At 71.6% G+C, this 26820-nt stretch carries 30 protein-coding genes and 1 tRNA gene; 20 read left to right on the top strand and 11 right to left on the bottom strand.

Features of this window, described 5'->3' with window-relative positions; all coding sequences use genetic code 11:
• Nucleotides 1-37 precede the first annotated feature (37 nt).
• The gene (locus Asi03nite_RS20045) at nt 38-667 is read right to left on the bottom strand and encodes a hypothetical protein (protein WP_203681858.1); all 630 of its coding nucleotides are present in this window, start codon (nt 665-667) and stop codon (nt 38-40) included.
• A gap of 172 nt (nt 668-839) precedes the next feature.
• Here Asi03nite_RS20045 and eno point away from each other — a divergent pair, with 172 nt between their 5' ends.
• The 16 genes from eno to Asi03nite_RS20125 all read left to right on the top strand — a co-directional run bounded on the left by eno (nt 840) and on the right by Asi03nite_RS20125 (nt 13983).
• Nucleotides 840-2123, top strand: coding sequence for a phosphopyruvate hydratase (gene eno, locus Asi03nite_RS20050; RefSeq protein WP_203681860.1), 1284 nt, complete (start codon nt 840-842; stop codon nt 2121-2123).
• A 101-nt stretch (nt 2124-2224) separates the two neighbouring features.
• A complete protein-coding gene (locus Asi03nite_RS20055) occupies nt 2225-2824 on the top strand; it encodes an FtsB family cell division protein (protein ID WP_203681861.1) in 600 nt (199 codons plus the stop codon).
• 1 nt (nt 2825) lies between these two features.
• Nucleotides 2826-3326: a DUF501 domain-containing protein gene (locus Asi03nite_RS20060; protein ID WP_203681863.1), complete on the top strand. Its 501-nt coding sequence runs from the start codon at nt 2826-2828 to the stop codon at nt 3324-3326.
• Complete coding sequence (locus Asi03nite_RS20065) at nt 3320-3814, top strand: amino-acid N-acetyltransferase (protein ID WP_203681865.1); 495 nt, start codon at nt 3320-3322, stop codon at nt 3812-3814. Before Asi03nite_RS20060 ends, Asi03nite_RS20065 begins: the two co-directional genes overlap by 7 nt.
• Nucleotides 3811-4716, top strand: a complete 906-nt coding sequence (locus Asi03nite_RS20070) for a Ppx/GppA phosphatase family protein (protein WP_203681867.1) — start codon at nt 3811-3813, stop codon at nt 4714-4716. Before Asi03nite_RS20065 ends, Asi03nite_RS20070 begins: the two co-directional genes overlap by 4 nt.
• Before the next feature lie 210 nt (nt 4717-4926).
• The gene (locus Asi03nite_RS20075; protein WP_203681869.1) at nt 4927-5598 is read left to right on the top strand and encodes an LppU/SCO3897 family protein; all 672 of its coding nucleotides are present in this window, start codon (nt 4927-4929) and stop codon (nt 5596-5598) included.
• A 72-nt stretch (nt 5599-5670) separates the two neighbouring features.
• Complete coding sequence (locus tag Asi03nite_RS20080) at nt 5671-6423, top strand: uracil-DNA glycosylase (protein WP_203681871.1); 753 nt, start codon at nt 5671-5673, stop codon at nt 6421-6423.
• A gap of 49 nt (nt 6424-6472) precedes the next feature.
• On the top strand, nt 6473-7165 hold the full coding sequence (locus Asi03nite_RS20085; RefSeq protein ID WP_203681872.1) for a DUF4129 domain-containing protein: 693 nt from the start codon (nt 6473-6475) through the stop codon (nt 7163-7165).
• On the top strand, nt 7162-7752 hold the full coding sequence (locus Asi03nite_RS20090; RefSeq protein ID WP_203681874.1) for a hypothetical protein: 591 nt from the start codon (nt 7162-7164) through the stop codon (nt 7750-7752). The genes Asi03nite_RS20085 and Asi03nite_RS20090 overlap by 4 nt, the downstream gene beginning before the upstream one ends.
• A gap of 13 nt (nt 7753-7765) precedes the next feature.
• Nucleotides 7766-8767: an AAA family ATPase gene (locus Asi03nite_RS20095; protein WP_203681876.1), complete on the top strand. Its 1002-nt coding sequence runs from the start codon at nt 7766-7768 to the stop codon at nt 8765-8767.
• Entirely contained in the window at nt 8760-10064 is a 1305-nt protein-coding gene (locus Asi03nite_RS20100) for a DUF58 domain-containing protein (protein ID WP_203681877.1), read from the top strand. The genes Asi03nite_RS20095 and Asi03nite_RS20100 overlap by 8 nt, the downstream gene beginning before the upstream one ends.
• Before the next feature lies 1 nt (nt 10065).
• Nucleotides 10066-10629 (top strand): hypothetical protein, encoded by a 564-nt coding sequence (locus Asi03nite_RS20105; RefSeq protein ID WP_203681878.1) that lies wholly within the window; start codon nt 10066-10068, stop codon nt 10627-10629.
• Between the two features lie 98 nt (nt 10630-10727).
• Entirely contained in the window at nt 10728-12089 is a 1362-nt protein-coding gene (locus Asi03nite_RS20110) for an NAD(P)/FAD-dependent oxidoreductase (RefSeq protein ID WP_203681879.1), read from the top strand.
• A gap of 54 nt (nt 12090-12143) precedes the next feature.
• Nucleotides 12144-12226: transfer RNA gene (locus Asi03nite_RS20115), tRNA-Leu, on the top strand.
• Between the two features lie 210 nt (nt 12227-12436).
• The gene (locus Asi03nite_RS20120; RefSeq protein WP_203681880.1) at nt 12437-13276 is read left to right on the top strand and encodes a Bax inhibitor-1/YccA family protein; all 840 of its coding nucleotides are present in this window, start codon (nt 12437-12439) and stop codon (nt 13274-13276) included.
• A gap of 401 nt (nt 13277-13677) precedes the next feature.
• Nucleotides 13678-13983, top strand: coding sequence for a hypothetical protein (locus Asi03nite_RS20125; protein ID WP_239102799.1), 306 nt, complete (start codon nt 13678-13680; stop codon nt 13981-13983).
• Between the two features lie 147 nt (nt 13984-14130).
• On the opposite strand, the gene Asi03nite_RS20130 is transcribed toward Asi03nite_RS20125, so the two are convergent.
• The 3 genes from Asi03nite_RS20130 to Asi03nite_RS20140 form a co-directional block, all read right to left on the bottom strand.
• Nucleotides 14131-15375, bottom strand: coding sequence for an acetyl-CoA C-acetyltransferase (locus Asi03nite_RS20130; protein WP_203681881.1), 1245 nt, complete (start codon nt 15373-15375; stop codon nt 14131-14133).
• A gap of 76 nt (nt 15376-15451) precedes the next feature.
• Nucleotides 15452-16240: an SGNH/GDSL hydrolase family protein gene (locus tag Asi03nite_RS20135; RefSeq protein ID WP_203681883.1), complete on the bottom strand. Its 789-nt coding sequence runs from the start codon at nt 16238-16240 to the stop codon at nt 15452-15454.
• 45 nt (nt 16241-16285) lie between these two features.
• Nucleotides 16286-17305: an SGNH/GDSL hydrolase family protein gene (locus Asi03nite_RS20140; protein ID WP_373872142.1), complete on the bottom strand. Its 1020-nt coding sequence runs from the start codon at nt 17303-17305 to the stop codon at nt 16286-16288.
• Between the two features lie 197 nt (nt 17306-17502).
• Between Asi03nite_RS20140 and Asi03nite_RS20145 the strand changes: the two genes are divergently transcribed.
• From Asi03nite_RS20145 to Asi03nite_RS20155, 3 genes are all read left to right on the top strand, one after another.
• Entirely contained in the window at nt 17503-17847 is a 345-nt protein-coding gene (locus tag Asi03nite_RS20145) for a YkvA family protein (RefSeq protein ID WP_203681885.1), read from the top strand.
• A 3-nt stretch (nt 17848-17850) separates the two neighbouring features.
• Nucleotides 17851-19209 carry a cystathionine beta-synthase gene (locus Asi03nite_RS20150; protein WP_203681887.1) on the top strand — a complete coding sequence of 453 codons (1359 nt, stop codon included), beginning with the start codon at nt 17851-17853 and terminating at the stop codon, nt 19207-19209.
• A gap of 380 nt (nt 19210-19589) precedes the next feature.
• Entirely contained in the window at nt 19590-19874 is a 285-nt protein-coding gene (locus Asi03nite_RS20155; protein WP_203681889.1) for a hypothetical protein, read from the top strand.
• 617 nt (nt 19875-20491) lie between these two features.
• Here Asi03nite_RS20155 and Asi03nite_RS20160 read toward each other — a convergent pair.
• The 4 genes from Asi03nite_RS20160 to Asi03nite_RS20175 form a co-directional block, all read right to left on the bottom strand.
• On the bottom strand, nt 20492-20995 hold the full coding sequence (locus Asi03nite_RS20160; protein ID WP_203681890.1) for a GNAT family N-acetyltransferase: 504 nt from the start codon (nt 20993-20995) through the stop codon (nt 20492-20494).
• 147 nt (nt 20996-21142) lie between these two features.
• Nucleotides 21143-22063, bottom strand: a complete 921-nt coding sequence (locus Asi03nite_RS20165; protein ID WP_203681891.1) for a ribonuclease Z — start codon at nt 22061-22063, stop codon at nt 21143-21145.
• Nucleotides 22064-22344: 281 nt separating this feature from the next.
• Entirely contained in the window at nt 22345-23301 is a 957-nt protein-coding gene (gene ppk2, locus Asi03nite_RS20170; protein ID WP_203681893.1) for a polyphosphate kinase 2, read from the bottom strand.
• A 3-nt stretch (nt 23302-23304) separates the two neighbouring features.
• On the bottom strand, nt 23305-24738 hold the full coding sequence (locus Asi03nite_RS20175) for a CYTH and CHAD domain-containing protein (RefSeq protein ID WP_203681895.1): 1434 nt from the start codon (nt 24736-24738) through the stop codon (nt 23305-23307).
• Nucleotides 24739-24831: 93 nt separating this feature from the next.
• Between Asi03nite_RS20175 and Asi03nite_RS20180 the strand changes: the two genes are divergently transcribed.
• Nucleotides 24832-24999, top strand: coding sequence for a hypothetical protein (locus Asi03nite_RS20180; RefSeq protein WP_203681897.1), 168 nt, complete (start codon nt 24832-24834; stop codon nt 24997-24999).
• Between the two features lie 91 nt (nt 25000-25090).
• Here the strand turns inward: Asi03nite_RS20180 and Asi03nite_RS20185 are convergent, their stop codons facing one another.
• The 3 genes from Asi03nite_RS20185 to Asi03nite_RS20195 all read right to left on the bottom strand — a co-directional run bounded on the left by Asi03nite_RS20185 (nt 25091) and on the right by Asi03nite_RS20195 (nt 26660).
• Entirely contained in the window at nt 25091-25468 is a 378-nt protein-coding gene (locus tag Asi03nite_RS20185; RefSeq protein WP_203681899.1) for a hypothetical protein, read from the bottom strand.
• 305 nt (nt 25469-25773) lie between these two features.
• Nucleotides 25774-26157, bottom strand: a complete 384-nt coding sequence (locus Asi03nite_RS20190; RefSeq protein ID WP_203681901.1) for a DUF2267 domain-containing protein — start codon at nt 26155-26157, stop codon at nt 25774-25776.
• Between the two features lie 266 nt (nt 26158-26423).
• Nucleotides 26424-26660 (bottom strand): hypothetical protein, encoded by a 237-nt coding sequence (locus Asi03nite_RS20195; RefSeq protein ID WP_203681903.1) that lies wholly within the window; start codon nt 26658-26660, stop codon nt 26424-26426.
• Nucleotides 26661-26820 lie beyond the last annotated feature (160 nt).

Consider the following 26820-nt stretch of genomic DNA (forward strand, 5'->3'; position numbering starts at 1 on the left):
CGCCGGCGGATTCCGCAATTGTTCCCCGAATGTTTGTTCAGGCCGACTCGGCCGCTCCGGCGCGCATCTGGAGCTGGTGCCGCAGCACATAGCGGCGAATGACCTTCGCGTCCGGCTCGTCCGGGTCGTAGAGCGCGACCATCTCCACCGACAGCGGCCCCCGGACCGGCACCTGCTGGCGCATCGCGCTGGCCTTGGTCACCGTCGCCGCCAGGCCCAGCACGTCCGGCCCCAGCTGCACCTGCAGGAACACCTCGTGGCCCGGCCGCACCTCGACGTCGGTGAAGTGGGCGCGCACCGAGCGCTCGCTGATGTCGTGCACCCAGCCGATCGCGTCCGGCAGCCCGGCGCGGGTCATCACGATCGGCTCGCCACCGCCCCCGCGCACGTAGAGCCGGTTCTGGGTGATCTGCGGCGGACCGGCCAGCCGCAGCTCGACCCGGTTCTCGTCGGTGCTCGCGACGGCGGCCGGCACCTCGTAGCGGCCCCGCGGCGCAGCCGACCAGCGCAGGGTCACCGTGGCGCCGATCAGGGGCACGTCGGCGCGGGCGAGCGAGACCGTCACGGCCGCGGGGGAGGCGGCCACGACCCGGACACCGGGGTGGATATCGCCCCCGACCTCCATCTCGACGCGTGAGCCGTCCTCGGGAAACAGGCTGCTGCTCATAGTGCCCCCTGTTTCGGCAGGCGAGCCACGGTTTTGAGGCATACCGGCCGGTGAAGTTGACCGGGCGGCCGAACGCGGGGCCGGTCGGCTCGATACGCTCACAGGCGTGGTCGGCCCGCAGGGTCGCGGACCGAAACTGTATTCGTACAACCATTAGGGAGCGACACCACAAATGGCCACCATTGAAGCAATCGTCGCCCGCGAGATCCTCGATTCCCGGGGCAACCCGACAGTCGAGGTCGAGGTCGGGCTGGACGACGGCACCGTCGGCCGCGCGGCCGTCCCGTCCGGCGCCTCCACCGGCGCGTTCGAGGCGCTGGAGCTGCGTGACGGCGACAAGGGCCGGTACCTCGGCAAGGGCGTCGAGAAGGCGGTCGCCAACATCGAGGACAAGATCGCTGACGAGCTGATCGGTTACGAGGCGAGCGAGCAGCGCCTGATCGACCAGAAGATGCTCGACCTGGACGGCACCGACACCAAGTCGGAGCTGGGCGCCAACGCGATCCTGGGTGTCTCGCTGGCCGTGGCCAAGGCCGCCGCGCTCTCCGCCGAGCTCCCGCTGTTCCGTTACGTCGGTGGCCCGAACGCCGCGGTCCTGCCGGTCCCGATGATGAACATCGTCAACGGTGGCGCCCACGCCGACTCGAACGTGGACGTGCAGGAGTTCATGATCGCCCCGATCGGCGCCCCGACGTTCCGCGAGGCGCTGCGCACCGGCGCCGAGGTCTACCACGCGCTGAAGTCGGTGCTGAAGAAGAAGGGCCTCTCCACCGGCCTGGGCGACGAGGGCGGCTTCGCGCCGAACCTGCCGGCCAACGCCGCCGCGCTGGACCTGATCGCCGAGGCCGTCCAGGCCGCCGGCTTCTCCCTGGGCAGCGACATCGTGCTGGCCATGGACGTCGCCGCGACCGAGTTCTACAAGGACGGCGCGTACCACTTCGAGGGCGCCCCGAAGTCGACCGACGAGATGATCGCCTACTACGCGAAGCTCGCCGCCGACTACCCGATCGTCTCCATCGAGGACCCGCTGTCCGAGGACGACTGGGCCGGCTGGAGCGCGATGACCGAGCAGCTCGGCAACAAGATCCAGATCGTCGGCGACGACCTGTTCGTCACCAACCCGCAGCGCATCGCCCGTGGCATCGCCGAGGCGGCCGGCAACGCGGTCCTGGTCAAGGTGAACCAGATCGGCTCGCTGACCGAGACGCTGGACGCCGTGGACCTGGCCCACCGGGCCGGCTTCAAGACGATGATGTCGCACCGCTCCGGTGAGACCGAGGACACCACGATCGCCGACCTGGCGGTCGCGGTCGGCTCCGGCCAGATCAAGACCGGCGCTCCGGCCCGCTCCGACCGTGTCGCGAAGTACAACCAGCTCCTGCGCATCGAGGAGCAGCTGGAGAGCGCCGCCCGGTACGCCGGCGCCGGCGCGTTCCCGCGCTACCGGGTCGCGTAACACCCGACCGGCGATCACGGGTGAGGTGGCACCCGAGCCCGTTCGGGTGCCACAATCCGGGACGGCGGCGGGGGAGGGGTGGAGATGACCGAGGGGTGGAGATGACTCAGCGTCGCATGCCGAGCGGTCAGGGCCCGTCCCGCCGTTCCGGTGGCGCGAGCGGCCGCCCCGGCACGTCCCGGACCCGCTCGACGGGCTCGGTGCGGGTGGAGGCCCGCCCGACCGTCCGGGTGCCGACCGCACGCACCGCCCGGCCGGCCGGCTCACGGCGTACGTCGCAATCCGGCGGCCCCGCCGCCAAGCGCACCGCCGCACCCCGCCCGCGCGCGTTGACCAGCCGGGCCACCATCCTGCTCGCGGTCTTCGTGGTGCTGGCCCTGGCCTACACCTATCCGATCCGCATCTACCTGCAGCAGGAGTCGCAGATCGCCCAGCTGGAGCGGGCGCAGGCCGAGCAGCGGGCGGCCATCGCGGCCACCGCGAAGGACCTGGAGAAGTGGCGCGACCCGGAGTATGTGCGGATTCAGGCCCGCAAGGACCTGTACTACGTCCGTCCCGGTGAGGCGCCGTTGCTGGTGATCGACGACCCGGCGGGCGCCGCCCGCGACGCCGACCAGAAAGCCCCGGCGGCCGTTCCGGACCGCTGGTACGACACGCTGTGGCACAGCGTCCAAGCCGCGAACGCGGAGCCTTCGAACTGACATGGAAACACCGGATCCCGCCGACCTCGACATCGTGGCGGCCCAGCTCGGCCGCCGGCCCCGCGGCACCCGGGCGATCGCCCACCGCTGCCCGTGCGGAAACCCGGACGTGGTGGAGACCGCGCCCCGGCTCGACGACGGCACGCCGTTCCCCACGATGTACTACCTGACCTGTCCACACGCCACCGCCGCGTGCAGCCGGCTGGAGTCGGCAGGTGTGATGCGCGACATGCAGGACCGGCTGAGCACCGACCCCGAGCTGGCCGCTCGCTACGCCCGGGCCCATCAGGACTATCTGGACCGTCGCCAGTCGATCGAGGACGTGCCGGAGATCCGCAACGTGTCCGCCGGCGGGATGCCGGACCGGGTCAAGTGCCTGCACGTCCACCTCGGGCACGCGCTGGCCGCCGGCCGCGGGGTGAACCCGTTCGGTGACGAGGTCCGTGACGCCGTCGAGCCCTGGTGGATCGACGGTCCCTGCGTGCGAAAAGACGAATGCTGATCCGGCGGGCCCGCACCGGGGACGTGAAGGCGATCCGGCATCTGGTCGACACGTACACGACGGATCGCCGGCTGCTGAGCAAGGCCACTGTCACCCTCTACGAGTCCGTCCAGGAGTTCTGGGTGGCGGCCGACGAGGACGGCACGGTGGTCGGCTGCGGCGCCCTGCACGTCATGTGGGAGGACCTGGCCGAGATCCGCACCGTCGCCGTGCACCCGGACCAGCGCGGGCGCAAGATCGGTCACAAGATCGTGAGCGCGCTGCTCGACCAGGCCCGTGAGCTGGGCGTCCGGCGGGTCTTCTGCCTGACCTTCGAGACCCGGTTCTTCGGCTCGTTCGGGTTCACCGAGATCGACGGGGCGCCGGTGCCGCACGGCGTCTACGAGCAGCTGCTGCGGTCGTACGACGAGGGCGTGGCCGAGTTCCTGGACCTGGAACGGGTCAAGCCGAACACCTTGGGGAACACGAGAATGCTCCTGCACCTATGAGGGTCGCCGCGATCGACTGCGGGACGAACGCGGTCCGCCTGCTGATCGCCGACGTGGACGGGGACCGGCTGACCGACGTGGTCCGCACCATGGAGATCGTCCGGCTGGGCGAGGGCGTCGACCGGACCGGGATGCTGGCCCCCGCCGCGATCGAGCGCACCCGGGCCGCCCTGGCCGGCTATGCCGCCCGGATCGAGAGATCAGAAGCGGTCGCGGTACGGATGTGCGCCACCTCCGCCTCGCGCGACGCCTCCAACGCCCAGGAATTCCGGGACATGGTCCGCGGCGTGCTCGGCGTCGACCCGGAGGTGATCACCGGCGAGGAGGAGGCCCGGCTCTCCTTCCTCGGCGCCGTCAAGGGCCTCGCCGCCCCCGGTCCGTATCTCGTCTTCGACCTGGGCGGCGGCTCCACCGAGTTCGTCACCGGCACGGACACCGTCGAGCGGGCCATCTCGATGGACATCGGCTGCGTCCGGATGACCGAGCGGCACCTGCACGGCGACCCGCCCACGGCGCGGGAGTTGGCCGAGGCGGAACGGGACGTCACGGCGGCGGTGGACACGGCGCTGGCGGCGGTCGGCGGCCGGCAGGCGCGCACGCTGGTCGGGCTGGCCGGCACGGTGACCACTGTCGCCGCGCTGGCGCACGGGCTGCCGGAGTACGACTCGGCCCGCATCCACCACAGCGAGATCAGCCTGGCGGAGGTCTCCCGGGTCACCGCGGAGCTGCTGGGAATGACCGTCGAGCAGCGGCTGGCGCTGCCGGTGATGCACCCGGGCCGGGCCGACGTGATCGGGGCCGGCGCCGTGATCATGCGGATCGTCATGGAGCGGTCCGGGCACCAAGCCGTGATCGCCTCGGAGCACGACATCCTGGACGGCATCGCTTTCGGACTCGCCTGATCAGCCAGCGCGGTCCACCCGATCAGCCACATTTCCGCCGTCCCTGGGTCGCCGCGGCGGCACACAGCGTGATCTTCCCAGGAAAGTCTCAGCACTTCTTGAGCGGACTCCGATAACCCCAGCTAGAACGGGGTCGCGCGAGGGTTCCGGCTGTCGTTATCCTCGCCTGCCAAACGATCGGACGGCGGTCGTCCGCGAAAGGAATCATCGATGTCCAACCCGGTAGAGCCGACCCAGTACGGCGCGGGCGCGCCCAACACCGGCGCCCAGGCTTTCCCGCCGCCGAACGCGGCCGGCCCGGCTTTCCCGCCGCCGAACGCCGGCGCTCCGGGTGCTCCGGGCGCTTTCCCGCCGCCGAACGCCGGCGCTCCGGGTGCCTACCCGCCGCCGAACGCCGGTGACCCGGCCGCTCCGGGCGCGTACCCCGCTCCGGGCGCGTACCCCGCTCCGGGCGCCTACCCGCCGCCGGGCACCCCGGGCCTGCCGCCGGTCGGCCAGAACCCGGCGCCGAAGAAGTCGGTCGGCCGGAAGATCCTCAGCGTGCTCGGCGCGATCGCGGTGGCCCTGGTCTTCATCGTGATCAAGTTCGGCATCTTCAAGGGCATCGACAACGTCACCGACGAGACCAAGCAGGCCGCTACCGGTGACTGCGTGAACGTGGACGCGCCGGAGGTCAAGGAGGGCGAGACCGCCGAGGCCGAGGCCGAGGTCGTCGACTGCGCCGACGCCAAGGCGCAGTACAAGGTCGTCGGCCGGGTCAACGGCGAGACCAACGTGAACAGCCCGTCCTGCGAGAAGTTCTACAAGGAGGGCGAGGACATCCTGGTCTACTCGACCACCGCGAACGGCGGTTACCTCCTCTGCCTGACCCCGAAGGCCTGATCCGGCCACGGGTTCGACGGCGGGGCGCCCCCTGGGTGTCCCGCCGTTCACGTCTGATGCTTGTGTAGAGGCATGCAGCCGTCCGGGAGCTCACCGCGTACCCCCCAATCGGTTGTCGCCCAGGCGGCCGAGGCGGCCTCGCTGAGCGGGCTGGACGCCCGGATCGCGGATTGCTTCGCCTGCCCGCGTCTGGTCGCGTGGCGCACCGAGGTGGCAACTGTCAAGCGCGCCTCCTTCCGCCACCAGGACTACTGGGGCCGCCCGGTTCCCGGCTGGGGCCCGGCGGACGCCGAGATCGCGATCCTCGGCCTGGCCCCGGCCGCGCACGGCGGCAACCGCACCGGCCGGATCTTCACCGGCGACCGCTCCGGCGACGTGCTCTTCGCCGCCCTGCACCGGGCCGGCCTGGCCAACCAGCCGACCAGCGTCTCCGCGGACGACGGCCTCCAGCTGCGGCACACCCGGATCTTCTCGGCGGTCCGCTGCGCCCCGCCGGACAACAAGCCGACCCCCGAGGAGCGCGACACCTGCGCCCCCTGGTTCCGGCGGGAGCTGGAGATGATCAGACCCACCCTGCGGGTGGTGGTCACCCTGGGCGCGTTCGCCTGGGCCGCCTGGTGGCCGGCGATGCGGTCGGCGTACGGGGTGAACGCCCCGGTCCCCCGCCCCCGCTTCGGGCACGGCGCCGAGGTCCACCTGCCCGGCGTACCCCCGCTGGTGGGTTGTTTCCACGTCAGCCAGCAGAACACTTTCACCGGCCGGCTCACCCCCGACATGCTCGACGCGGTGTTCACTCGTGCCAAGGCTTTGGCCGGCCTGGCATGATGCGCCTGTCCGAATCCCGCCGCGCGTCACGGAGCCGAGAAACAGCCGCATGGATCTAGCTCAACTGCGTCGCTGGTGGCCGCTGGCCGCCGTCATCGGGCTGCTCTTCGTGGCCTCGCTGGCCGCCACCCGGTCGGCGCCCCAGTTGGACCGGATCACTCCGCGGGAGGCCACGCCCACCACCCAGGCCCCGCTGCTGCCGCCCACGCCGGACCCGTCCGCCGCGCCGGCCACCGAGACCCCTGTCGAGGCGGCCCGGGGCCTGCCGGACTGGGTCGGCACGCTGACCGTGGTGCTTCTCACTCTGCTGGTGATCGTGATGGTGGTGATCCTGACCTGGGCGCTGCTGCGGGACGCGGCCCGCCGCCGGCGCGGCCGGACCGGCCGCACCGACCGCCGGCGCACCGGCAACACCGCCGAGGACCTGGTCGCCGCGCTGGACGCGGGCCTGGAGGAGCTCTCCGACACCGACCGTGACCCGCGCCGCGCGGTGATCGCCTGCTGGGTGCGCCTGGAGCAGGCGGCTGCCGCGGCCGGCACCCCCCGGCATCCCGGCGACAGCCCCACCGACCTGGTCGGCCGGCTGCTCGCCGAGCAGCGGGTGGACGCGGCCGTGCTGGCCGCGCTGATGGAGGTGTACCGGGAGGCCCGGTACGCCACGCACACCGTCGACGACCAGATGCGCCAGCAGGCCCGGTTCGCCCTGGAACGCCTGCGCGCCGACCTGGGGGCGCTGGCATGAGCTCCGCACCGCACGACGGCGGCCTGGCCGAACTCTTCGAGATGACGGCGGCGCCCGCCGCGCCGGAGGCCCCGCCCCGGGAGAAGCGGCGCCGCTCGCCGCTGCTGCGGGTGATCGGCAACCTGGCCCTGGTGGCCGCGGCCACGGTCGTGGTGGTGGCCGCGCTGCGGGCCGGTGGCGTGCAGGCGCCGCTGCTGCTGGTGATCGCCCTGCTGGCCGGTCTGCGGCTGGTCACCATCGCGGCCGCGGCGGTCCGCCCGCCCCGCGCGGTGCGCGGCCGGGCCGGTGGCCAGAGCGCGTCGGCGCGCGCCGACGACTCGCTGCGGGCCACCGTGCGCCGCTGGGAGAAGACTTTGGACACGGCGCACTCGGACGCCGGCACCTATGCGCGTAACGTCTTGCCGGTGCTCGGCGAGCTCGCCGACGAGCGCCTGCGGTTGCGGCACGGACTCACCCGGGGGAGCGACCCGCGTCGCGCCCGGGAGTTGCTGGGCGAACCGGCCTGGGCGGTAATCTCCGACCCCGGCCGGCGCGCGTTGAAGACGCGGGACCTGGAGACGTACGTACAAGCGATGGAACGACTGTGAGAAAGGTGCGCCGGTGACGCAGACAGGCGTACAGGCTCTTCCCCCGTACGAGGTCGGGCGTCTGGCCGGAGCCGTCCTCGACTCCGTGAACAGCGTCGTGGTCGGCAAGCGGGAGGCGCTGGAGCTGGTGCTGGCCGGGATCCTGGCCGGCGGCCACGTGCTGCTGGAGGACCTGCCCGGACTGGGCAAGACGCTGACCGCGCGCTCCTTCGCGCAGGCGCTCGGCCTGGACTTCCGGCGGTTGCAGTTCACCCCCGACCTGCTGCCCGCCGACGTCACCGGCTCGTTCCTCTACGACCAGCGCAAGGGTGACTTCGCGTTCCGGGCGGGCCCGGTCTTCACCAACATGCTGCTCGCCGACGAGATCAACCGGACGCCGCCGAAGACCCAGTCCGCGCTGCTCGAGGCGATGCAGGAGAAGCAGGTGTCGGTGGAGGGCGTGACGTACCGTCTCGACCCGCCGTTCCACGTGCTGGCGACCGCCAACCCGATCGAGTACGAGGGCACCTACCCGCTGCCCGAGGCCCAGCTCGACCGCTTCCTGCTCCGGGTGTCGTTCGGCTACCCGAGCGCCGAGGAGGAGTGGGAGGTGATGCGCCGCCGGATGTCGCGCCGGCAGGAGGAGGCCCAGCTGCCCCCGGTGGTGAACGCGCAGACCCTGCAGCACATGCAGGCCGCGCTGGAGTCGGTGGCGGTGGAGGACTCGATCGGCCGGTACATCGTCTCGCTGGCCGCCGCCACCCGCGAGCACAGCGCGGTGCTGGTCGGCTCGTCGCCGCGCGGCTCGCTGGCGCTGCTGCTGCTGGCTCGGGCGCGGGCCGCGATGGCTGGCCGGGACTACGTGGTGCCCGAGGACGTCAAGGACGTCGCGGTGCCGGCGCTGGCGCACCGGATCACGCTGCGCCCGGAGATGTGGCTGCGCCAGGTGAACCCGGCGTTCGTGGTGCAGGAGGTGCTCACCGCGGTGCCGGCCCCGGCCAGCGGGGCGCTTCCCACGTACGCGCGGCATGACTGAACCGGCCGCTCCGAGCTGGGCGCCGACCCGGGCGCTCGGCCGCTCGGTGCTGCTCACCGGCCTGTTGCTGCTGCTCGGGGTGGCACTCGGCCGGGTCGACCTGGTGCTGCTCGGCGCGCCGTTCGCGATCGGGGCGGCGCTGCACCTGCGCCGGCGGCCGCAGGCGATGCCCGAGGTGGCTGTCACCGCCGACGAGGCGTACCTGGTCGAGGGCAGCGCGGTGCAGGCCGGGCTGACCGTGTCCAACCCCGACGAGATCGGGTACGACCTGGTCGTGGTCCGCACCCGGACCTCCCCGTGGCTGCGCCTGGAGCACGCCGACCGGCCGTTCGCGATCACCGTGCCGTCCGACGGCTGGGCCGCCGTCGACCTGCCCGGCGAGGCGCTGCGCTGGGGACGGCAGGACGTCGGGCCAGCCGCCGCCCGCGCCGCCGCCTGCGGTGGGCTGCTGGCCTGCCGGCCGGTGGTCACCCAGGCCCGCGGTGTCCGGGTCTACCCGGTCACCGAGCCGTTCAAGGCCACCGAGGCGATGCCCGCCGCGGCCGGTCTGGTCGGCGCGCACCGCTCGCGGCGTCTCGGCGAGGGCGGCGAGCTGGCCGGCGTGCGCCAGTTCGCGCCCGGCGACCGGCTGCGCCGCATCGACTGGCGGGTCTCGCTGCGCACCCGCGACCTGCACGTCGCGTCCACCCTCTCGGACCGCGACGCCGAGGTGCTGCTCCTGCTCGACCTGCTCGGCGAGGTGGGCCGCTCCGGCGGGGTCAAGGGCAGCGCGTCGGTGCTGGACACCACCGTCCGTGCGGCCGCCGCGATCGCCGAGCACTACCTGCACCGCGGCGACCGGGTGTCGCTGCTGGAGTACGGCGCCACCGCCCGCCGGCTGCGCGCCGCGTCCGGCCGCCGGCAGTACCTCACGGTCCTGGAGTGGCTGCTCGACGTGCGTGCCGACCCGGTCGACGAGGAGTACGAACCGGCTCTCGGCTCTCACCAGATCTCCACGTCCGCCCTGGTCGTGGTGCTCACCCCGCTGATCGACCCGCGCGCCGCGGACATGCTGGCCCAGCTCACCCAGGCCGGCCGGTACACGGTCGCGGTGGACACCCTGCCCGAGGACGCCGCGCCGCCGGTCCGCGACCAGTGGACCCCGCTGGCCACCCGGCTCTGGCGCATCGAGCGGGAGAACGTGCTGGGCCGGCTCCGCGAGCACGGCGTTCCGGTGGTCGAGTGGGCCGGCGCCGGCAGCCTCGACCTGGTGCTGCGCGACGTGGCCCGGATGGCCTCCGCGCCGAGGGGGCGGTGACGTGCTGACCGGGCTGCTCCGCCGGCTGAGCCGCATCCCGACAGTGGTGCGGCGGGCCACCGTCGTGCCGATCCTGGTGCGCTGCGGCATCGCGTTGTGCGGCGTGCTGGCCATGGCCGTCGCGTGGCCGGCCGAGGTGCTGGCGAGCCAGTTCGTCGTACCGCTGCTGCTGATCGCGATCTGGCCGGCGGCCGCGCCGCGCGGCCGGGGCGCCACCTTCGCCGCGCTGGTCACGGTCGGCGGCTGGATCGTCGACACGGCCGGCTACGACTCCCGGGTCGCGCTGTGGCGGGTGATCTCCCTGGCCACCTTCCTCTACCTGGGGCACACCCTCACCGCGCTGGCCGCGGTGCTGCCCTACGACGCGGTGGTGAACCTCGACGTGCCGGGCCTCTGGCTGGGCCGGGCGCTGGTGGTGGTGCTGATCTCGGCGGTGTTGACGGTGCTCGCCCTGGGGCTGACGGCTGACCTCGGGGGAGATGCGTTCCAATTGGCGACATTGGTGGGATTGGCTGCTGCGACTGGTGTGACAGTTCTTTTGGTTCGCCTTACCAGGCGGACCTGAATTTCGGGGAGTTTATGTGTCGTTCGACACTTGACTTTCAAGGTTGCGATGGTCACAGAACAACGCACGAACCCCCTCGCACGCGCGACAATAGTGGCGTGAATCCGCCGCGCATAGTCGTCGTAGGAGCAGGTCACGTCGGCCTTTACGCCGCCCTCCGCCTCTCCAAGAAGCTGAACCGGAACCACGCCGAGGTCGTCGTCATCGACCCCGTCCCGCACATGACCTATCAGCCGTTCCTGCCCGAGGCAGCGGCCGGTAGCATCTCGCCGCGCCACGCCGTTGTGCCGCTGCGCCGTGAGCTGAAGAAGTGCCGCATCGTCTCCGGTGAGGTCACGAAGGTCGAGCACGCCCGCAAGACCGTGACCATTCAGCCGATCGACGGCCCCTCCTACGAGTTGGCCTACGACCACATCATCGTGGCGCCCGGCTCCGTCTCGCGGACTCTCCCGATTCCCGGCCTGAGCGACATCGGCATCGGTCTCAAGACCATCGGTGAGGCCATCTACCTGCGCAACCACATCCTCGACCGACTCGACGTCGCGGCCGTGACGCCGGATCCCGAGGTGCGCAAGGCCTCGCTGAACTTCGTCTTCGTCGGCGGTGGCTTCGCCGGCATCGAGGCGCTCGCCGAGATGCAGGACGTGGTCGCCGACGCCCTGAAGTACTACCCGGAGCTGGACCCCAAGGAGGTCCACTTCATCCTGGTCGAGGCGACCAACCGGATCCTGCCCGAGGTCGGCCCCGAGATGGGGGCGTACGCCGCTCGCCAGCTCGCCGCCCGCGGCGTGGACCTGCGCCTGGACACCTTCCTGAACTCGTGCGTCGACGGCCTGATCGAGCTCTCCGACGGCGACTCGTTCCGCGCCGAGACCCTGGTCTGGACGGCCGGTGTCAAGCCGTCGCCGATGCTGCAGCAGACCGACCTGCCGCTCGGCCCGCGTGGGCACGTCAACTGCCTGCCCACCCTGCAGGTCGCGACGCTGGAGGGCGAGGTGCTCGAGGGCGCCTGGTCCGCCGGTGACTGCGCCCAGGTGCCCGACCTGACGAACCCGGGTGGCTGGTGCTCGCCGAGCGCCCAGCACGCGGTCCGCCAGGCCAAGGTGCTCGCCGACAACATCGCCCAGGTGGTCCGCGGCGGCGCGCCGGCGGAGTACCGGCACAAGCACGTCGGCGGTGTCGCCGGCCTGGGCATCAACAAGGGTGTCGCGCACGTCTACGGCATCAAGGTCAAGGGCTACCCGGCGTGGCTGATGCACCGCTTCTACCACGTGAGCCGGATCCCGTCGTTCAACCGCAAGGTGCGGGTGCTCGCCGACTGGGTGCTGGCGTTCGTGCTCAAGCGGGAGACCGTGGCGCTCGGCCAGCTGCACCGCCCGCGTGAGGAGTTCCTCGAGGTGACCCCGCCGGTCGCGCCGAAGCCGAAGGCCGAGGAGAAGGTCGCCTCCGGCTCACGCTGACGGCAAGGCCGGTCCCACAGCCCGGGCGGCACCAGCTACGGTGTTCGCAGGCCCGCCCGGGTGGTGGAATGGCAGACACGGCCGCCTTAAAAGCGGCTGCCCTAACAGGCGTGCGGGTTCGAGACCCGCCCCGGGCACATAACGAAGCGGTCGCGACTCACCGGTCGCGGCCGCTCCGCTTTCGGGCTCTTTGTTGCCTCCCGGATACCACTGGGATGCGTCCGGCACCCATGACACCTGTCATTTTCAGGCTGCTCACAGCTTGCTGGTGCGGCAGTCCGGGCGCGCAGCGCTTACCCTGGAGCAACAGGCATCGTCGTGCCGATCCTCAAGGGAGGCTGGACACAGTGAAGACTTCTAACCCGGTGCTCTCGCGCCTCGGCCAGGCGGCCGAGCGGGAGCGGACGGCCGGGTACGGGCCATATGGGCCGGCCGGCCACGCGGGTTACGGTCAGCCGGGTTACGGTCAGCCGTACCCGACCGCTGAGGGCTACCCCGCCGCCCCGCCCGCCGTGCAGCCGATGACCATCGACGACGTCGTCGTCAAGACGGTCACCCTGCTCGGCATCACCGGCATCTCCGCCGTCGCCGCGTGGAACCTGATCCCGGTCGACCTGACCGTCGCCGCCTGGATCGGCGCCGCCATGGTCGGCCTGGTGCTCGGCCTGGTCATCTCGTTCATGCGGATCGCCAACCCGGCCCTCGTCATCGCGTACGCGGTGGTCGAGGGTGTGTTCGTCGGCATGGTCAGCAAGGCGTACCAGGACATCTTCGGGTTCGACGGCATCGTCCTGCAGGCGGTGGTCGCCACCTTCGGCGTCTTCTTCCTGATGGCGGCGCTCTACCGCGCCCGCGTCATCCGCGCCACCCCGAAGTTCACCCGCGGCCTGATCGCGGTGATGGGTGGCCTGTTCATGGTCATGCTGATCAACGTGGTGCTGTCGTTCTTCGACGTCAACACCGGCCTGCGCGACAACGGCCCGCTCGGCTACATCTTCAGCCTGGTCTGCATCGTGGTCGCCGCGCTCAGCTTCATCCTCGACTTCAACTCGATCGAGGAGGGCGTGCGCATGGGCCTTCCGAAGAAGTACTCCTGGACCGCGGCGTTCGGCATCCTGGTCGGGCTGGTCTGGCTCTACCTGGAGATCCTGCGTCTCCTCGGCTATCTGCAGAGCGGCGACGACTGACGGTTCGTCAGTTCGTCCCGGCAACGCCCGGCCCGCCTCCCCGCGGACCGGGCGTTGCTCCCCCCGTCTCGGCCCTGGCGCCCGGTCCGCTTTCGCGGCCCGGGCGCTTTCGCGTCTCCCGCGTGCCGCCGGCCTCTCCCGGCCGTCTCCTTCTTCCTGGGTACGACCCCAGCCCCCCGTCCCACCGCGCCCGGATCAGGCCGGGTCGCCGTGGTCGGCGGCGTTGATCAGTGCCCTCGGCCCACCCACCGCGCCCGGATCAGGCTCCGGCCTCACCCCGCGCCGGCCGGCCTGGCCCGCGCCCTCGCGGTCCATCGCGTTCCTCCGGCCACGGTGGCTCGCGCCGTGGCGCCGGCAGCGGCCCTGCCCGGTTCCCGAGGTGCGGTCGGTAGGCTCGGCGGGTGTCCGACTTCGCCACGTCGATCGAGCGGTTGCTGACCCAGGTTCGCCATTGGGAGGAGCGCCGCTGGTCGGCGAGCGCCGCCGCCGGCACCAAGGCCGACCTCGCGTACCGGCTGGTCCAGCAACTGGCCGATCTGGGCGCCGAGGCGGAGCGGCGGGCGCCGCGCCAGGTGCCGCGGATTCACGACCTGGTGCTGGCCGACCAGCTGCGGGTCGTCGCCGACGACATCCTGGCCGCCGAACCCGCCGAGGAGCTGCTCGCCCGCGCCACCGCCGCCGTCGACGACGTCCGGCACCGGATCTGACGTCCGGGAACGGCCGGCCGGTGAGCCCCGGCGCGAGACAAGCGGATCCGGGGTGAGCGGGGCCCGGCGCGGGACGAGCTCAGCGAGGAAGGGCGGGGACGGGAAGGGTCCGGCGCGGAACCACGCCGGACCCTGTCGGAAGGGACGTCAGCTGAGGCGCTCGAGGATCAGAGCCATGCCCTGGCCACCGCCCACGCACATGGTCTCCAAGCCGATGCTCTTGTCGTGCCAGTCGAGCGAGTTCAGCAGCGTGCCGGTGATGCGCGCCCCGGTCATGCCGAACGGGTGCCCGACCGCGATGGCCCCGCCGTTCACGTTCAGCTTCTCCAGCGGGATGCCCAGGTCCCGGTAGGACGGGATGACCTGCGCCGCGAACGCCTCGTTGATCTCCACCAGGTCGACGTCGTCGATGGTCATGCCGGCGCGCTCGAGGGCCTGCTGGGAGGCGCCGACCGGGCCCAGGCCCATGATCTCCGGGGAGAGGGCCGTGACGCCTGTGGACACGATCCGGGCGAGCGGGGTGATGCCCAGCTCACGGGCCTTGGTGTCGCTCATGACGACGACTGCGGCCGCGCCGTCGTTGAGCGGGCAGCAGTTGCCGGCGGTGACCCGGCCGTCGGGGCGGAAGACCGGCTTGAGCTGCGAGACCGCTTCGAGGCTGACACCCGGGCGGGGCCCGTCGTCCTGGGACACCACGGTGCCGTCGGGCAGCGTCACGGGCGTGATCTCCCGCTCCCAGAATCCGTCGGCGATCGCCTTCTCGGCGAGGTTCTGCGACCGTACGCCGAATTCGTCCATCTCCTCGCGGGAGACGTTCTTCAGCTGGGCGAGGTTCTCCGCGGTCTGGCCCATCGTGATGTAGATGTCCGGCACCTCGCCGTCCTCGCGCGGGTCGTGCCACACCTTGCCGCCCTGGGCGTAGGCGGCGGTCCGCTCCTGCGCGGCGGCGAAGTACGGGTTGGTCCAGGGGCCGCCGACCTGCTCGGCGGCGGCCGGGGGCAGCCCGTCGGAGTTACCCCGGGCGAACCGGGACACGATCTCCACCCCGGCCGACACGAAGACGTCGCCCTCCCCGGCCTTGATCGCGTGGAACGCCATCCGGGTGGTCTGCAGCGAGGACGAGCAGTACCGGGTCAGGGTGGCGCCGGGCAGCCCGTCCAGCCCGAGCTTGGTGGCGACCACCCGGGCCATGTTGAAGCCCTGCTCGCCGCCGGGCAGCCCACAACCGAGGTAGAGGTCCTCGATCAGGTTGCGGTCGAGCTCGGGCACCTTGTTCAGCGCGGCGTCGACGATGGTGGCGGTGAGGTCGTCGGGGCGCAGGTCTTTCAGCGAGCCCTTGTGGGCGCGGCCGATCGGGGAGCGGGCGGTGGCGACGATGACAGCTTCCGGCATCCGCCCAGTTTACTCATCGGTAACATGGTCGGAAGTGTGGATTTGTCACACCGTCCGACCGCCCTGCCCCGGAGGCTCACACTCCGGTCATCGCGGCCCGGGCTACCGCCGGATAGAGCGCGTGCGCCCAGACCCGGTAGCCGTCGGCGGACGGGTGGAAGCCGTCGTAGCAGAGCGTCCCGGCGTCGGCCCGGAACACCGCGCCGGTCTCCGCGCCCAGGTCGACCACCACGCCACCAGCCTCGGTCACGGCCTTGGCCTGGGCCTTCGCCAGCCGGCGGCCGAGCGCCCCGGCGATCTGCCGCAGCGGTGGCGCCATCGAGCGCAGCGCGCCCAGATCGGGGCAGGTGCCGACGACCACCTGGACGCCTGCCGCGCGCAGCCGCCGGACCGCCTGCCCGAGGTGGCCGGCCGCCTCCTCGGGAGCCCGGCCCGACGTCGCGTCGTAGGAGCCGATCAGCACCACCGCCACGTCCGGCCGGGAGCCGAGCAGCGCCCGAGCCACCTGGGTGGCCAGATCGGAGGAACGTGACCCGGCGACGCCGACGCTGGAGAGCAGCACGTGCCGTCGGCCGGTCTCCGGGGTGCCGTCGGCGACCAGCCGCGCCAACTGGCCGCCGACCGTGTCGGAGAGCGACTCCACGCCGACCCCGACCGCTGCCGAGTCGCCGAGCAGCACCAGCCGCAACGGCGGGGCGGTGGCCGGACCCATCGACGTGCGCAGCGCCAGGCCCATCGTCGGCTTGGCGTAGCGGCGGGCCTTGGCGGCCAGCATCTCCCCGGCGAGCAGGGCGGCGCCGCCCAGTGCGCCGGCCAGCAGGCTCGTGGCCGCGGCCCTGGTCAATCGTTCCGGCAGCCCAGCCATGTCCCGCCTCCCTGCGTCCCGCCGACTTCGATGATCCTTCTTGCTCTACCCTACGGCGCGCATCGCATTCGGCGCGCTGCCCGGTGGGGACCCGGAGGCGCCCGGCCGGAAGGATCCGAACCAGTGCCGGGGCTCGCCGAACCATGGATGCCGGCGCAACTGTGCCCACCGGTGACCGGCCTTGACCGGGCTGACCTCGGTGCCCGGAGCACGTACCGCCTCGTCGGCGGCCTCGGGCAGGGAGCGCACCCCGTCGGCGACCGACACCGCGGGCCGGTCGTGCTCGCCCAGGGCAGCCATGACCGTCGGCATCATCACGGCCGCCGCCCGCGTGTACCCCTCGGCGGACGGGTGGAAACGGTCCGACCCGAACATCCGGGCCGGGTCCGCCTCGAACATCGGGCCGAGCAGGTTGCCCAGCGACACCGTCCGCCCGCCGGCGCCGACCACCGCGACCGTCTGCGCGGCCGCGAGCTGCCGGCTCCACCGGCGCGCCAGCCAGCGCAGCGGCGGCTTGATCGGCTGGATCGCGCCGATGTCGGGGCAGGTGCCGACGACCACCTTGCAGCCGGCCGCGCGCAGCCGGCGCACCGCGTCGGCCAGGTGCCGGACGGCCTCGTCTCGGGCCGAGACGTGCGTGACGTCGTTGGCGCCGATCAGGATGATCGCCAGGTCGGGCTGGTGCTCCAGCGCGGCGTCCACCTGCCACGGCAGGCCGGACGAGACGCTGCCGACCACGGCGAACCGGTGCACGCTGACCGGGCGGTGCAGACGGCGTGAGATTCCGGTGGCGAACAGGGCGCCCGGCGTCTCCCGGGGCCGGTGCACGCCGTAGCCGGCGGCCGACGAGTCGCCGAGGATCACCAGGCTGACCGGTCTGCCGTGGAACTTCGCGCCGTAGACGCCGTCACCGCGCGGCGGCGGCGCCTCGGCCATCGGGATGATCCGGCGAGCGTCGGCGGCCTGCCGCAGCAGCAGGCCGGCGGAGATCGCGGTCATCCCGGCGACGGCTCCGGTCACCGAGCCGGCGATCCAGCCGGCGGTACGGATGCGTTGCCGGTCCACCGGCGTGAGCCCGTGGAAGTGCGGAACGGTGCTGTTCACAGTCGCCCCCGTCTGGAAAGGGAACCATCCGGCTCCGGCCGGATCCCGAACAGGCCCTTGATCGGCGCTGATCGTCGGGATTCGAGGCTAACTCGCTTCGGCGAGAGGCAATCATGGCGGATCCAAGTCATGCTGGAGTTGCGGAAAGGGGAACACAGATGGCCAAAACTCTGAAACGTGCTGCCGCGTTCACCGCGCTCGGCCGCGCCCTGATGTCGGGCGCCCGGGGTGGACCGTCGCTGAGCAAGCGGCTCGCGGCGCTCCCGCGGATGCTCAAGGCGACCGCCCGGGGGGAGTACGACGGCGGTATGCGGGTCGCGCTGATGGCGGCCGCCACGGCGTACGTCCTCTCGCCGATCGACGCCGTACCGGAAGCCTTCCTCTGGGTCTTCGGTCTGGTCGACGACGCCGTCGCGGTGACCTGGCTGGCCGGCACGGTGCTCAGTGAGACCGAGCGGTTCCTGGAGTGGGAGCGAGTGACAAAGCCCGCCGTCGTACGCTGAGGTGTGCGCTATTACGACAACGTGGTCGAGATCATCGGCAATACCCCGCTGGTCCGGCTCAACAGCGTGACCGAGGGCATCAGCGCCACCGTGCTGGCCAAGGTCGAATACATGAATCCCGGTGGTTCGGTGAAGGACCGGATCGCCTTGCGGATGGTCGAGGACGCCGAGGCGGCGGGCCTGCTCAAGCCCGGTGGCACGATCGTCGAGCCGACCAGCGGCAACACCGGGGTCGGCCTGGCCCTGGTGGCGCAGCAGCGGGGTTACAAGTGCGTCTTCGTCTGCCCCGACAAGGTCAGCGAGGACAAGCAGAACGTGCTGCGGGCCTACGGCGCCGAGGTGGTGGTCTGCCCCACCGCGGTGGCCCCGGAGGACCCGCGTTCCTACTACAACGTCTCGGACAAGCTGACCCGGGACATCCCGGGCGCCTGGAAGCCCGATCAGTACAGCAACCCCGCCAACCCGCGCTCGCACTACGAGCAGACCGGCCCGGAGATCTGGGAGCAGACCGAGGGCCGGATCACGCACTTCGTGACCGGCGTCGGCACCGGCGGGACGATCAGCGGCGTCGGGCGCTACCTCAAGGAGCGCGGCGACGTGCGGGTGATCGGCGCGGACCCGGAGGGCTCCGTCTACTCCGGCGGCACCGGCCGGCCGTACCTGGTGGAGGGTGTCGGCGAGGACTTCTGGCCGACCGCGTACGACCGGTCGGTCACCGACGAGGTGATCGAGGTCAGCGACTCGGACTCGTTCGAGATGACCCGCCGCCTGGCCCGCGAGGAGGGCCTGCTGGTCGGCGGCTCCTGCGGGATGGCGGTGGTGGCCGCGTTGGAGGTGGCCCGCAAGGCCGGCCCGGACGACGTGGTCGTGGTGCTTCTGCCGGACGGCGGCCGCGGTTACCTTTCCAAGATCTTCAATGACAGGTGGATGGCGCGGTACGGGTTCCTGCGCGCTCCCGGCGACGCCCCGACGGTGGCCGACGCGCTGGCCGCCAAGGGCGGCGAGATCCCGCCCCTGGTCCACGTGCACCCCACGGAGACCGTCCGGGACGCGATCGACTACATGCGCGAGTACGGCGTCAGCCAGCTCCCGGTCCTCAAGGCCGAGCCGCCGGTGGTGACCGGCGAGGTGGCCGGCTCGCTCTCGGAGAAGACGCTGATGGACGCGCTCTTCACCGGCCAGGCCCACCTGCACGACACGATCGAGCGGCACATGGGCGAGTCCCTGCCGATGATCGGTGGCGGCGAGCCGGTCAGCGAGGCCGTCGCGCTGCTGGAGAAGGCGGACGCCGCGATGGTGCTGGTCGACGGCAAGCCGGCCGGTGTGCTCACCCGGCAGGACCTGCTCGCGCATCTGAGCTGAGGACCGGGCCCCTTCCCGCCGTGGCCCGGCGGGGAGGGGCATCAACAGGCCCACTCCGATCACCGGTGCCGGCGTCAGCCGCTGCGGCGCCTTGTCCCCGTTGGCCGGCACGCCGCCTCGGCCTCCTCAGCGCTCGTGCCGATTGCTGCGGCGCCCGTGCCGGCTTGTCCGGGATCCCTGGCGGCATGACACCCACGTGCCTGGCCTTCGATGTCGGTTGATGCGTTGTCCGCGGCGAACGGCCGTTCCGGAGCACTGTGGACATCAGCGGTTACGGATAGTCGCCGCAGTCGCACACACAGTCCGACCAGGTGTCCAGTGGTCGCGGTTGTATGTGTCGTGACGGAGCTATGAGCCACTCCCGGACGAAGGGGTAGGGGATGGTCGACGTCGAAGAGGCGGCATCCGGCGACATCGTTGATCGCCTGTTGTGGCGGGACGCGCAGCTGATGCTGGGCCGCCACATCACCGCCGATCGAGAGGGCAAGTGCGTCTGGTGCGGATGGCGCTGGCCGTGCTCGGCCCGCCGCCTGGCGGAACGGGCCGACGCGGTGTCCCGCCGCCCCTGGCGCGAGGCCTGGACCCTACGCCACGACTTGAACAGCCTGCCGGTCGCGATGACCGACCGCGGCCGCAACCACCATCATCGGAGGTACGCCGACTGACCCACGGACTGCGACGACGCCGCAGAGCTTGACCGTCCCCCGGCAGGCCTTGGCTTCCCGGCCCGGCGTACGTCTCCCGGCGGTGACGCCGGGGCGCCCCGCCAGCGCTCCGGTATTCCCGCGCCCAAGCCCGCTTCTGAACCGGACCACGGACCGGCACGCCTCCGCCGGTCCGCGCCTCCGGCCAGGCGCACCGGTTCTCAGCGGGGCGGTTGGCGGGAGCGCGCGACCACAGGTTCCCCCGCATTCACTCGGTCGCGCGTTCCCGCCCAACCGGCAGCCCGCCGCCCCCACGCGGCGGGCTGACCTATTTCCACGCTTCCGCGCTGCGCCCGCTGTTCTGACGGCCGGCTCCGGCTCCATCCACGGCCGCGGACCGGAGCTGGTGTCGAGGGGTGTCGCACGGCCCGTGAGACACCCCTCGACGCCGCTGGCCCTTGTTCCGGCCGCCCGCGTCGCGCCCGCGACGTGCCTGTGTGTGCGGGTGCACTCGCGTCGAGCGTGCCCGGCCCGCGACCCGGCCGGCACGCCGTCGGGCGTCGCCTCGCGAGCCGGCGCGCCCTCCCCGGGCCGGCACGTGGCCACGCCGCCTCGCGCCTACCCGGGGCGGGTGAGGGTCACAAGGGGTGGGTGTAGCGCAGTTGGGAGGCGGGGAGGTCGTTGATCGGCTCGGTGCGGGTTTCGCCGTCGGGTTTCCAGCCGCCGTTCTCGTAGAAGGCGCGGGCGGTGTGGTTCTCGGTGAGGACCCAGAGGACCGCTCGGCTGCCGCCGATCGCCGGCAGGTCGGCCAGGGCCTGGACCATCAGGGCGCGGCCGATGCCGGTGCCGGTCCGGGCCGGGTCGACGTGGATGGCGTAGAGCTCGGCGGCGTCCGGGGTCTCGCTGGGACCGATGTAGGTGAAGCCGGCCAGCTCGCCGTCTTCCTCGGCCACTGTCAGCCGGTGGGTGTCCCGCTCCCAGCGCCAGCGTTCGGTCCACCACTCGCTGAAGAACTCCGCGCCGCGGGACTCCAGGACGTCCAGCGGGAGGAAGCCGGAGTAGGCGGCCACCCGGGAACACTGGTGCAGGACGCCGACCCGGGCCGGATCGGACTCGGCGGCGGGGCGCAGCACGACGGTCATGGGCACGACGTTAGTCCCGGGCGCAAAGCCGGGCCGGGCGTCCGCGCCGGGGAGAGCGGGAACCGTGGGTGAGCCGCGGGCGGGAGGGTGAGGCGGGAAGGGTCCGGGCCGACGCCGGGAGAAACGGCGAACGGGAGTGGGCTGCGGTCAGCGGCGGGCCGGGAAGGGGATCCGCTGGAGGTCCTCGGCGAGGGTGATCGGGCCGTCGAACTCCTTGCGAGCCTCGTCGAGGAAGCGGGACGGATCCTGGTAGCGCTGGGAGAAATGCGTCAGCACCAGGTGGCGGACGCCGGACTCACGGGCCACCGTCGCCGCCTGGCCGGCGGTGAGGTGGCCGACCTGGGCGGCCAGGCCGGCGTCCTCGGCCAGGAACGTGGACTCGATGACGAGCAGGTCGACGCCGTGGGCCAGGGCGAACACGTTGTCGCACAGGCCGGTGTCCATCACGAACGCCGTGCTCTGACCCGGGCGGGCGACGCTGACCTGGTCGAGCGTGACCGGGCCGAGACGGCCGGCGCGCTGCAGCTCGCCGATCGCGGGGCCGGTGATGCCGTGGGCGCGGAGCAGCTCCGGCAGCATGCGACGCGAGTCCGGTTCGGTGAGGCGGTATCCGTACGTCTCGATCGAATGTCTCAGCGGCAGGGCCGTGAGGCGCCCGGCGGAGGTCTCCACCTCGAAGGCCGCGGAAGGCGCGGGGGCCGCGGAAGGTACGGACACCGGGGACGGCACGATGTCGGCGTTGTCCCAGTAGCTCGTGGCGTGCCGCAGCCGGTCGTAGAACTCCTGGCCGCCGGCCGGATAGTGGACCGTGACCGGGTGCGGCACCCGGTCCAGCGAGATGCGCTGCAGGATGCCGGGCAGGCCGAGGCTGTGGTCGCCGTGGAAGTGGGTGACGCAGATCCGGGTGATCGGGGTGACCGCGAGACCGGCCAGCAGCAACTGCCGTTGGGTGCCCTCGCCCGGGTCGAAGAGGATCACCTCGTCGTCGAACCGGAGCAGGTAGCCGTTGTGGTTGCGGTGCCGGGTCGGGACCTGACTGGCCGTGCCCAGGACGACGAGCTCGCGCATGACGGATCCCCACGGATATGAAGCGACCCCCGGGGACTTCCATGGTCGGTTGGGACCATGGTCCGGTCGGACAAGGCCGGATCCCCGGGGGTCGGGTGGCTGTCTGGTACTCGCCGGCCGCTGCCACACGGTCTCGACGCTTTGAAACGAAGCTGTCAAGGACAGCGGCTAGCGGACAGCCACCTCACGAGTCCCGTTGCTATACAACTTCGGACCACCTCCCTTCACGTGTACCGCCACGTTAACCACCCGTCGCGGCACGCGCCAACGGTTTTGAATCACTACAGCTTCGGGAATACGTGCGGGGAGGTGTCGGGGCTCTCCACCACGAGCGACGCCGGGCCGACGATCAGCGGGTCGGGCCGGCCCACGACGTGCTCGTCCTTGTTCGTGTAGTCGAAGCGGGACAGTACGTGCCGCATCGCCTCCAGGCGGGCCCGCTTCTTGTCGTTGCTCTTCACCACGGTCCACGGCGCGTCGGCGGTGTCGGTGTAGAAGAACATCGCCTCCTTGGCCTCCGTGTAGTCGTCCCACTTGTCCAGCGACTCCAGGTCCATCGGCGACAGCTTCCACTGCCGGACCGGGTCGACCTGCCGGATCGCGAAGCGGGTGTGCTGCTCGCCCTGGGTCACCGAGAACCAGAACTTGATCAGGTTGATGCCCGAGTTGACCAGCATCCGCTCCAGCTCCGGGGTCTGCCGGAGGAACTCCAGGTACTCCTGGCGGCTGCAGAAGCCCATCACCCGCTCGACGCCGGCCCGGTTGTACCAGGAACGGTCGAAGAGCACGATCTCACCGGCGGACGGCAGGTGCTTGATGTAGCGCTGGTAGTACCACTGGGTGCTCTCCCGCTGGTTCGGCTTCTCCAGCGCCACCACTGACGCGCCCCGCGGATTGAGGTGCTCCATGAAGCGCTTGATGGTGCCGCCCTTGCCGGCCGCGTCCCGGCCCTCGAAGAGGATCACCATCCGCTCGCCGGTGTCCTTGCACCAGTTCTGCAGCTTCAGCAGCTCGATCTGGAGCAGCCGCTTGTCGTGGTCGTACTGGGCGCGGGCCAGCCGCTCGTCGTACGGGTAGTCCTCCCGCCAGGTGTCGACAGGGGTGCCGTCGGCCTTCAGCAGCCGGGGGTCGTCGTCCTCGTCGTCGACCACCCGGTAACCGGTCAGCTCGGCGATCGGCCCCTCGTAGGGGTGCGTGATCGCCTCCTCGAATTGCTGCGACTCCACCTCAGTGCTCATCTTTCACGCCTTCACCAGCCAGCGACGGACCTTCTTGCGCCGTGACGCCCGCACCAGTGCGGGGACGGCGATGAGCGTCTCCTTACCCACTGCCTCCTGCCGACCGTAGAGAACGCCGAAGTGGAAATTGTCCGGCCCGATTTCCCGCAGCGTTTCCCTCGCGACCCTGGAGTCCTGGTGCGCGCCGAGGCCGTCCTGCAGATCGGTGAGCGCTTTGACGAGCCGCTTCGCGGACTTGCCGGAGTACGGGGCGAGCACCTCCACCGCGTACCGTGCCTGCTTGTACCGTTTACGGGCGTCGTGCAGCTCCTCGTCGACGCCGTCGGCCAGCGCGGTGTCCAGCCGGCCGTCCGCCTTGGCGAGTATCTTGCGGACGCGTTTCGCCGGGTTCCCGGCGCCCGGCACGGGGCGGTCGACCAGCGCGTCGATCCGGTCCAGCAGGTCCAGGTAGCGGTCCGAGTCCAGGGCTTCGGCCAGGTCCTCGCGGCCCTTCGTCACCCGCTGCTCCAGGGCGGCCCGGATCCGCTGGGCGGTGGGCGCGAAGTCGGGGCCGGCGTCCCGCAGGCCGGACAGCAGCTTGCCCTCCAGCACCTGCGGGTCACGGACCGCGCCCAGCACCCCGGCGAGCCAGCGCAGCTCGCCGCCGAGATCGGCGGTCCCCTCCGCGGGGAACCAGCGGCGGAAGGTCTTCAGGGTGCTGCGCAGTCGCCGGGTCGCGACGCGCATCTTGTGCACGGCGTCCTCCTCGCCACGGCGGGCGGCGGGGTCGTGCTCCAGGATCGCGTCGCGCTGCTCACGGGCGTACCGGGAAACGGGGTTGATCTTGTTGTTGATCTCGCCGGTGGCCTTCCGCAGCCGGCCGGCGAGCGCGCGGGCGACCTTCGACGGGCCCGCGGCCGGCTGTGCGCCGGCCTCCAGCAGGGCCCGCTCGACCGCGTCCAGGACGCTCTCGTCACCGTCGACGAGCTCGACCTCGACCTCCTGCCAGGCGAGATGCTTCGTGCCGGACTCGGCGCGGACCTGATCCTGGGCGATCAGCGCCAGCGTGCGGCCCGACTCGTCGCGCAGCGGGGTCTCCACCCGGTGGGTCCGCAACCGTGCCACCGGCGCCAGTGGGTGACGCCGCACGATGCTCCGGACCAGGGCGCGCAGCTCGTCGGGCACCTCGTCGCCGGCGCCGGACATCCGGTGCTCCCTGCGGCCGTTCCCGTCCGCCGGGGTCTTCAGGTGCCAGCCGGCGTCGTGCCCGCCGGATCGCCGCCGAAGAGTCCGGCGGCTTCTCATCAACCGGAGGTCCTCGGTGTCGAAGTAGGTGGCGTCGAGGTCGTGGATCTCGGCGCCGGCGACCTGTGTGATGCCCGCCGCACCGGCCAGGTCCGGAAGCTCGAAGGTCTCGGGTACGTCGTACTTGCGTTCGGTCTCGGTCGCGGTCTCCACCCGATCAATGGTGCCCGCACGCGCGGCTTTGACACAGCGATCCCACAGCTTGCCCTGGCATCGTGGGGATTCGCCGCAGTTGAGGAGTAGTGCATGGAGAAGCCGGATCCCCGCCAGGTCTCCCTGGCCGGCCTCAAGCTCATCGGGGCCGGCGCGGTCCTCGGGCTGGCGCTCGTCGCGCCGGCGAGTCAGGCGCAGGCCGCGCCGCCGCGACCGGACGCCACCCCGGTGGCCGAGCACGACCTGCCGACGGACCTGTAGCGCGGTGACCACGGGCGCCGGCCGGGTCGGCGCCGAGCACCGGGCTCACCGCCTCGCCGGTCCGGCGCGGGCCGGACAGCCGCCGCACCGGTCAGACCCGCGCCGTTCCGCGGTTGCTCAGGTAGAGCGCGCGCGAATAGTTCGCGGACGCCGCGCCGTAGTACATGGTCGCCAGCGAGACGTAGAAGTTGTTGTTGGTGATCGCGTTCTTCGCGGTGGTCGTCGCCGACCACCGGATCTCCGCGTCGGTCGGCTCGATGCCGCGGCGCTCGCACCGTAGCCTGTTCAGCTCCTTGCCGGTCTTCCAGGTCTCCAGCGCGTTCTCGGCCTCGACCAGCATGGCCCGGGCCTGTTCCATCATCGCTTCGGCCTGCGCCCAGGCGTCGTGCTCGGCGGCGTTCCGGTAGCGCTCACGGTGGGTCTCGCGATAACCGGAATGGGGTGCCTCGTCCGTCGAACTCGGTGACATGATCCACCTCCCGCGTGTCTCACTTTCGAGTGTGGGCGGGAATTCGGGACATGTCGATCGTTTCCCCCTATCGCGTGAAACACCGCTACTCCCGGGGTGAATCCCGGCGTGGTGTCCGGACCTGTCTTGCGGATCACCGGCCGGTCCGGGCCGGCTGGGGAAGGCCCTCACCATGCCCTCACGGGACATGACCAAATCGGCGCTCGAAGCGCTAACGAGGCGACCTTCCCCAACCCCGGTCCTCCGCGACACCATCACGGACCGTCAGGCAACCACACCCTCGATAACCGATCCCCCACAGGGAATCAGGGCAGGATGATCGGCTTGGCGAGGGCTCCGAACTCGTCCGGCAATTGGGCCATCACGTCGTCGAACTCGCCGAAGCTGACGGCCTCCTCCACCGTCTGGAACACCGCGCTCACACCGTGGCGGGCGTCGTCCGGTGCAACCTGGGCCCGCTCGGCGACCCGGCGAACGAACTCGTCGAGGTCGAACTGTTCGGCTTTCTCCGGTGCCGACGTCAGGCTGTCCTGCAGCTCGCGGGGCAGCTGCGCGGCGAGGTCACGCGCCTCGCCGCCGGTGATCCGCTCGCCGAGGGTCCGCAGCGTCGCCCGGGTGATGGCGTCGGCCTCCTCCCGGGGCAACGAGGCGCGTTCGGCCACCTTCGAGATGAACTCCGGAAACTTCATGGTGATCGCCCCTTACGCGAGAGCTTCCGATACAGAATTCGCGGGCTACCCGCGGAATGGGCGCTCTAACGAGCCGGCCATGCCATATGCAAATCCGACGCGCCCGGGTGTGGCCGGTCGCGTCGGGTACGGCCGCATGTCGAGACTTCCGTAGCCCCTGAGCAGGAACGGAACATGGTCATGGCCAAGGTAAGGAAGAGGCTCGGAAGCTCACTGACGGTCTCGGCAAGGTCAGACCGTCCACCCAAGGAGGACCCGAAGGCGCTCTACGGCTGGCCGAGGCGATCCTTCAGCGCGTCACGCCGCTCCTTCAGGCTGGCGAGGATCGCCTCCTGCTCCTCCGCCTCGGTCAGGAGCAGCGACACCTCGGCCGGGTCGGTCGGGTATTCCGTCCGTTCGCCGATCCGGCGGCGCAGCTCCGTGGTGCCCCGTTCCAGCTCGGCGATCTCCTCCTCCAGGAGGTCCAGCTCCGCAGCAGGCGTCTTCGGCCCGTCGGCCACCATCGGTTCACGTCCTCTCTCGGTGTCTCCCCCTTTTTCAGCGGTTCACGGCATACCCGCTTGCCCGTCCCGCTAACGGACGGGAACATCCGGCGGCAAGCGGGCGCGGGCGTCCGAGACATTCGATCGCCTCCGCCGCGACCACGGCGGCCCGCCGGCCCTC

It is taken from the genome of Actinoplanes siamensis (assembly GCF_016862395.1).
Classification (GTDB): domain Bacteria; phylum Actinomycetota; class Actinomycetes; order Mycobacteriales; family Micromonosporaceae; genus Actinoplanes; species Actinoplanes siamensis.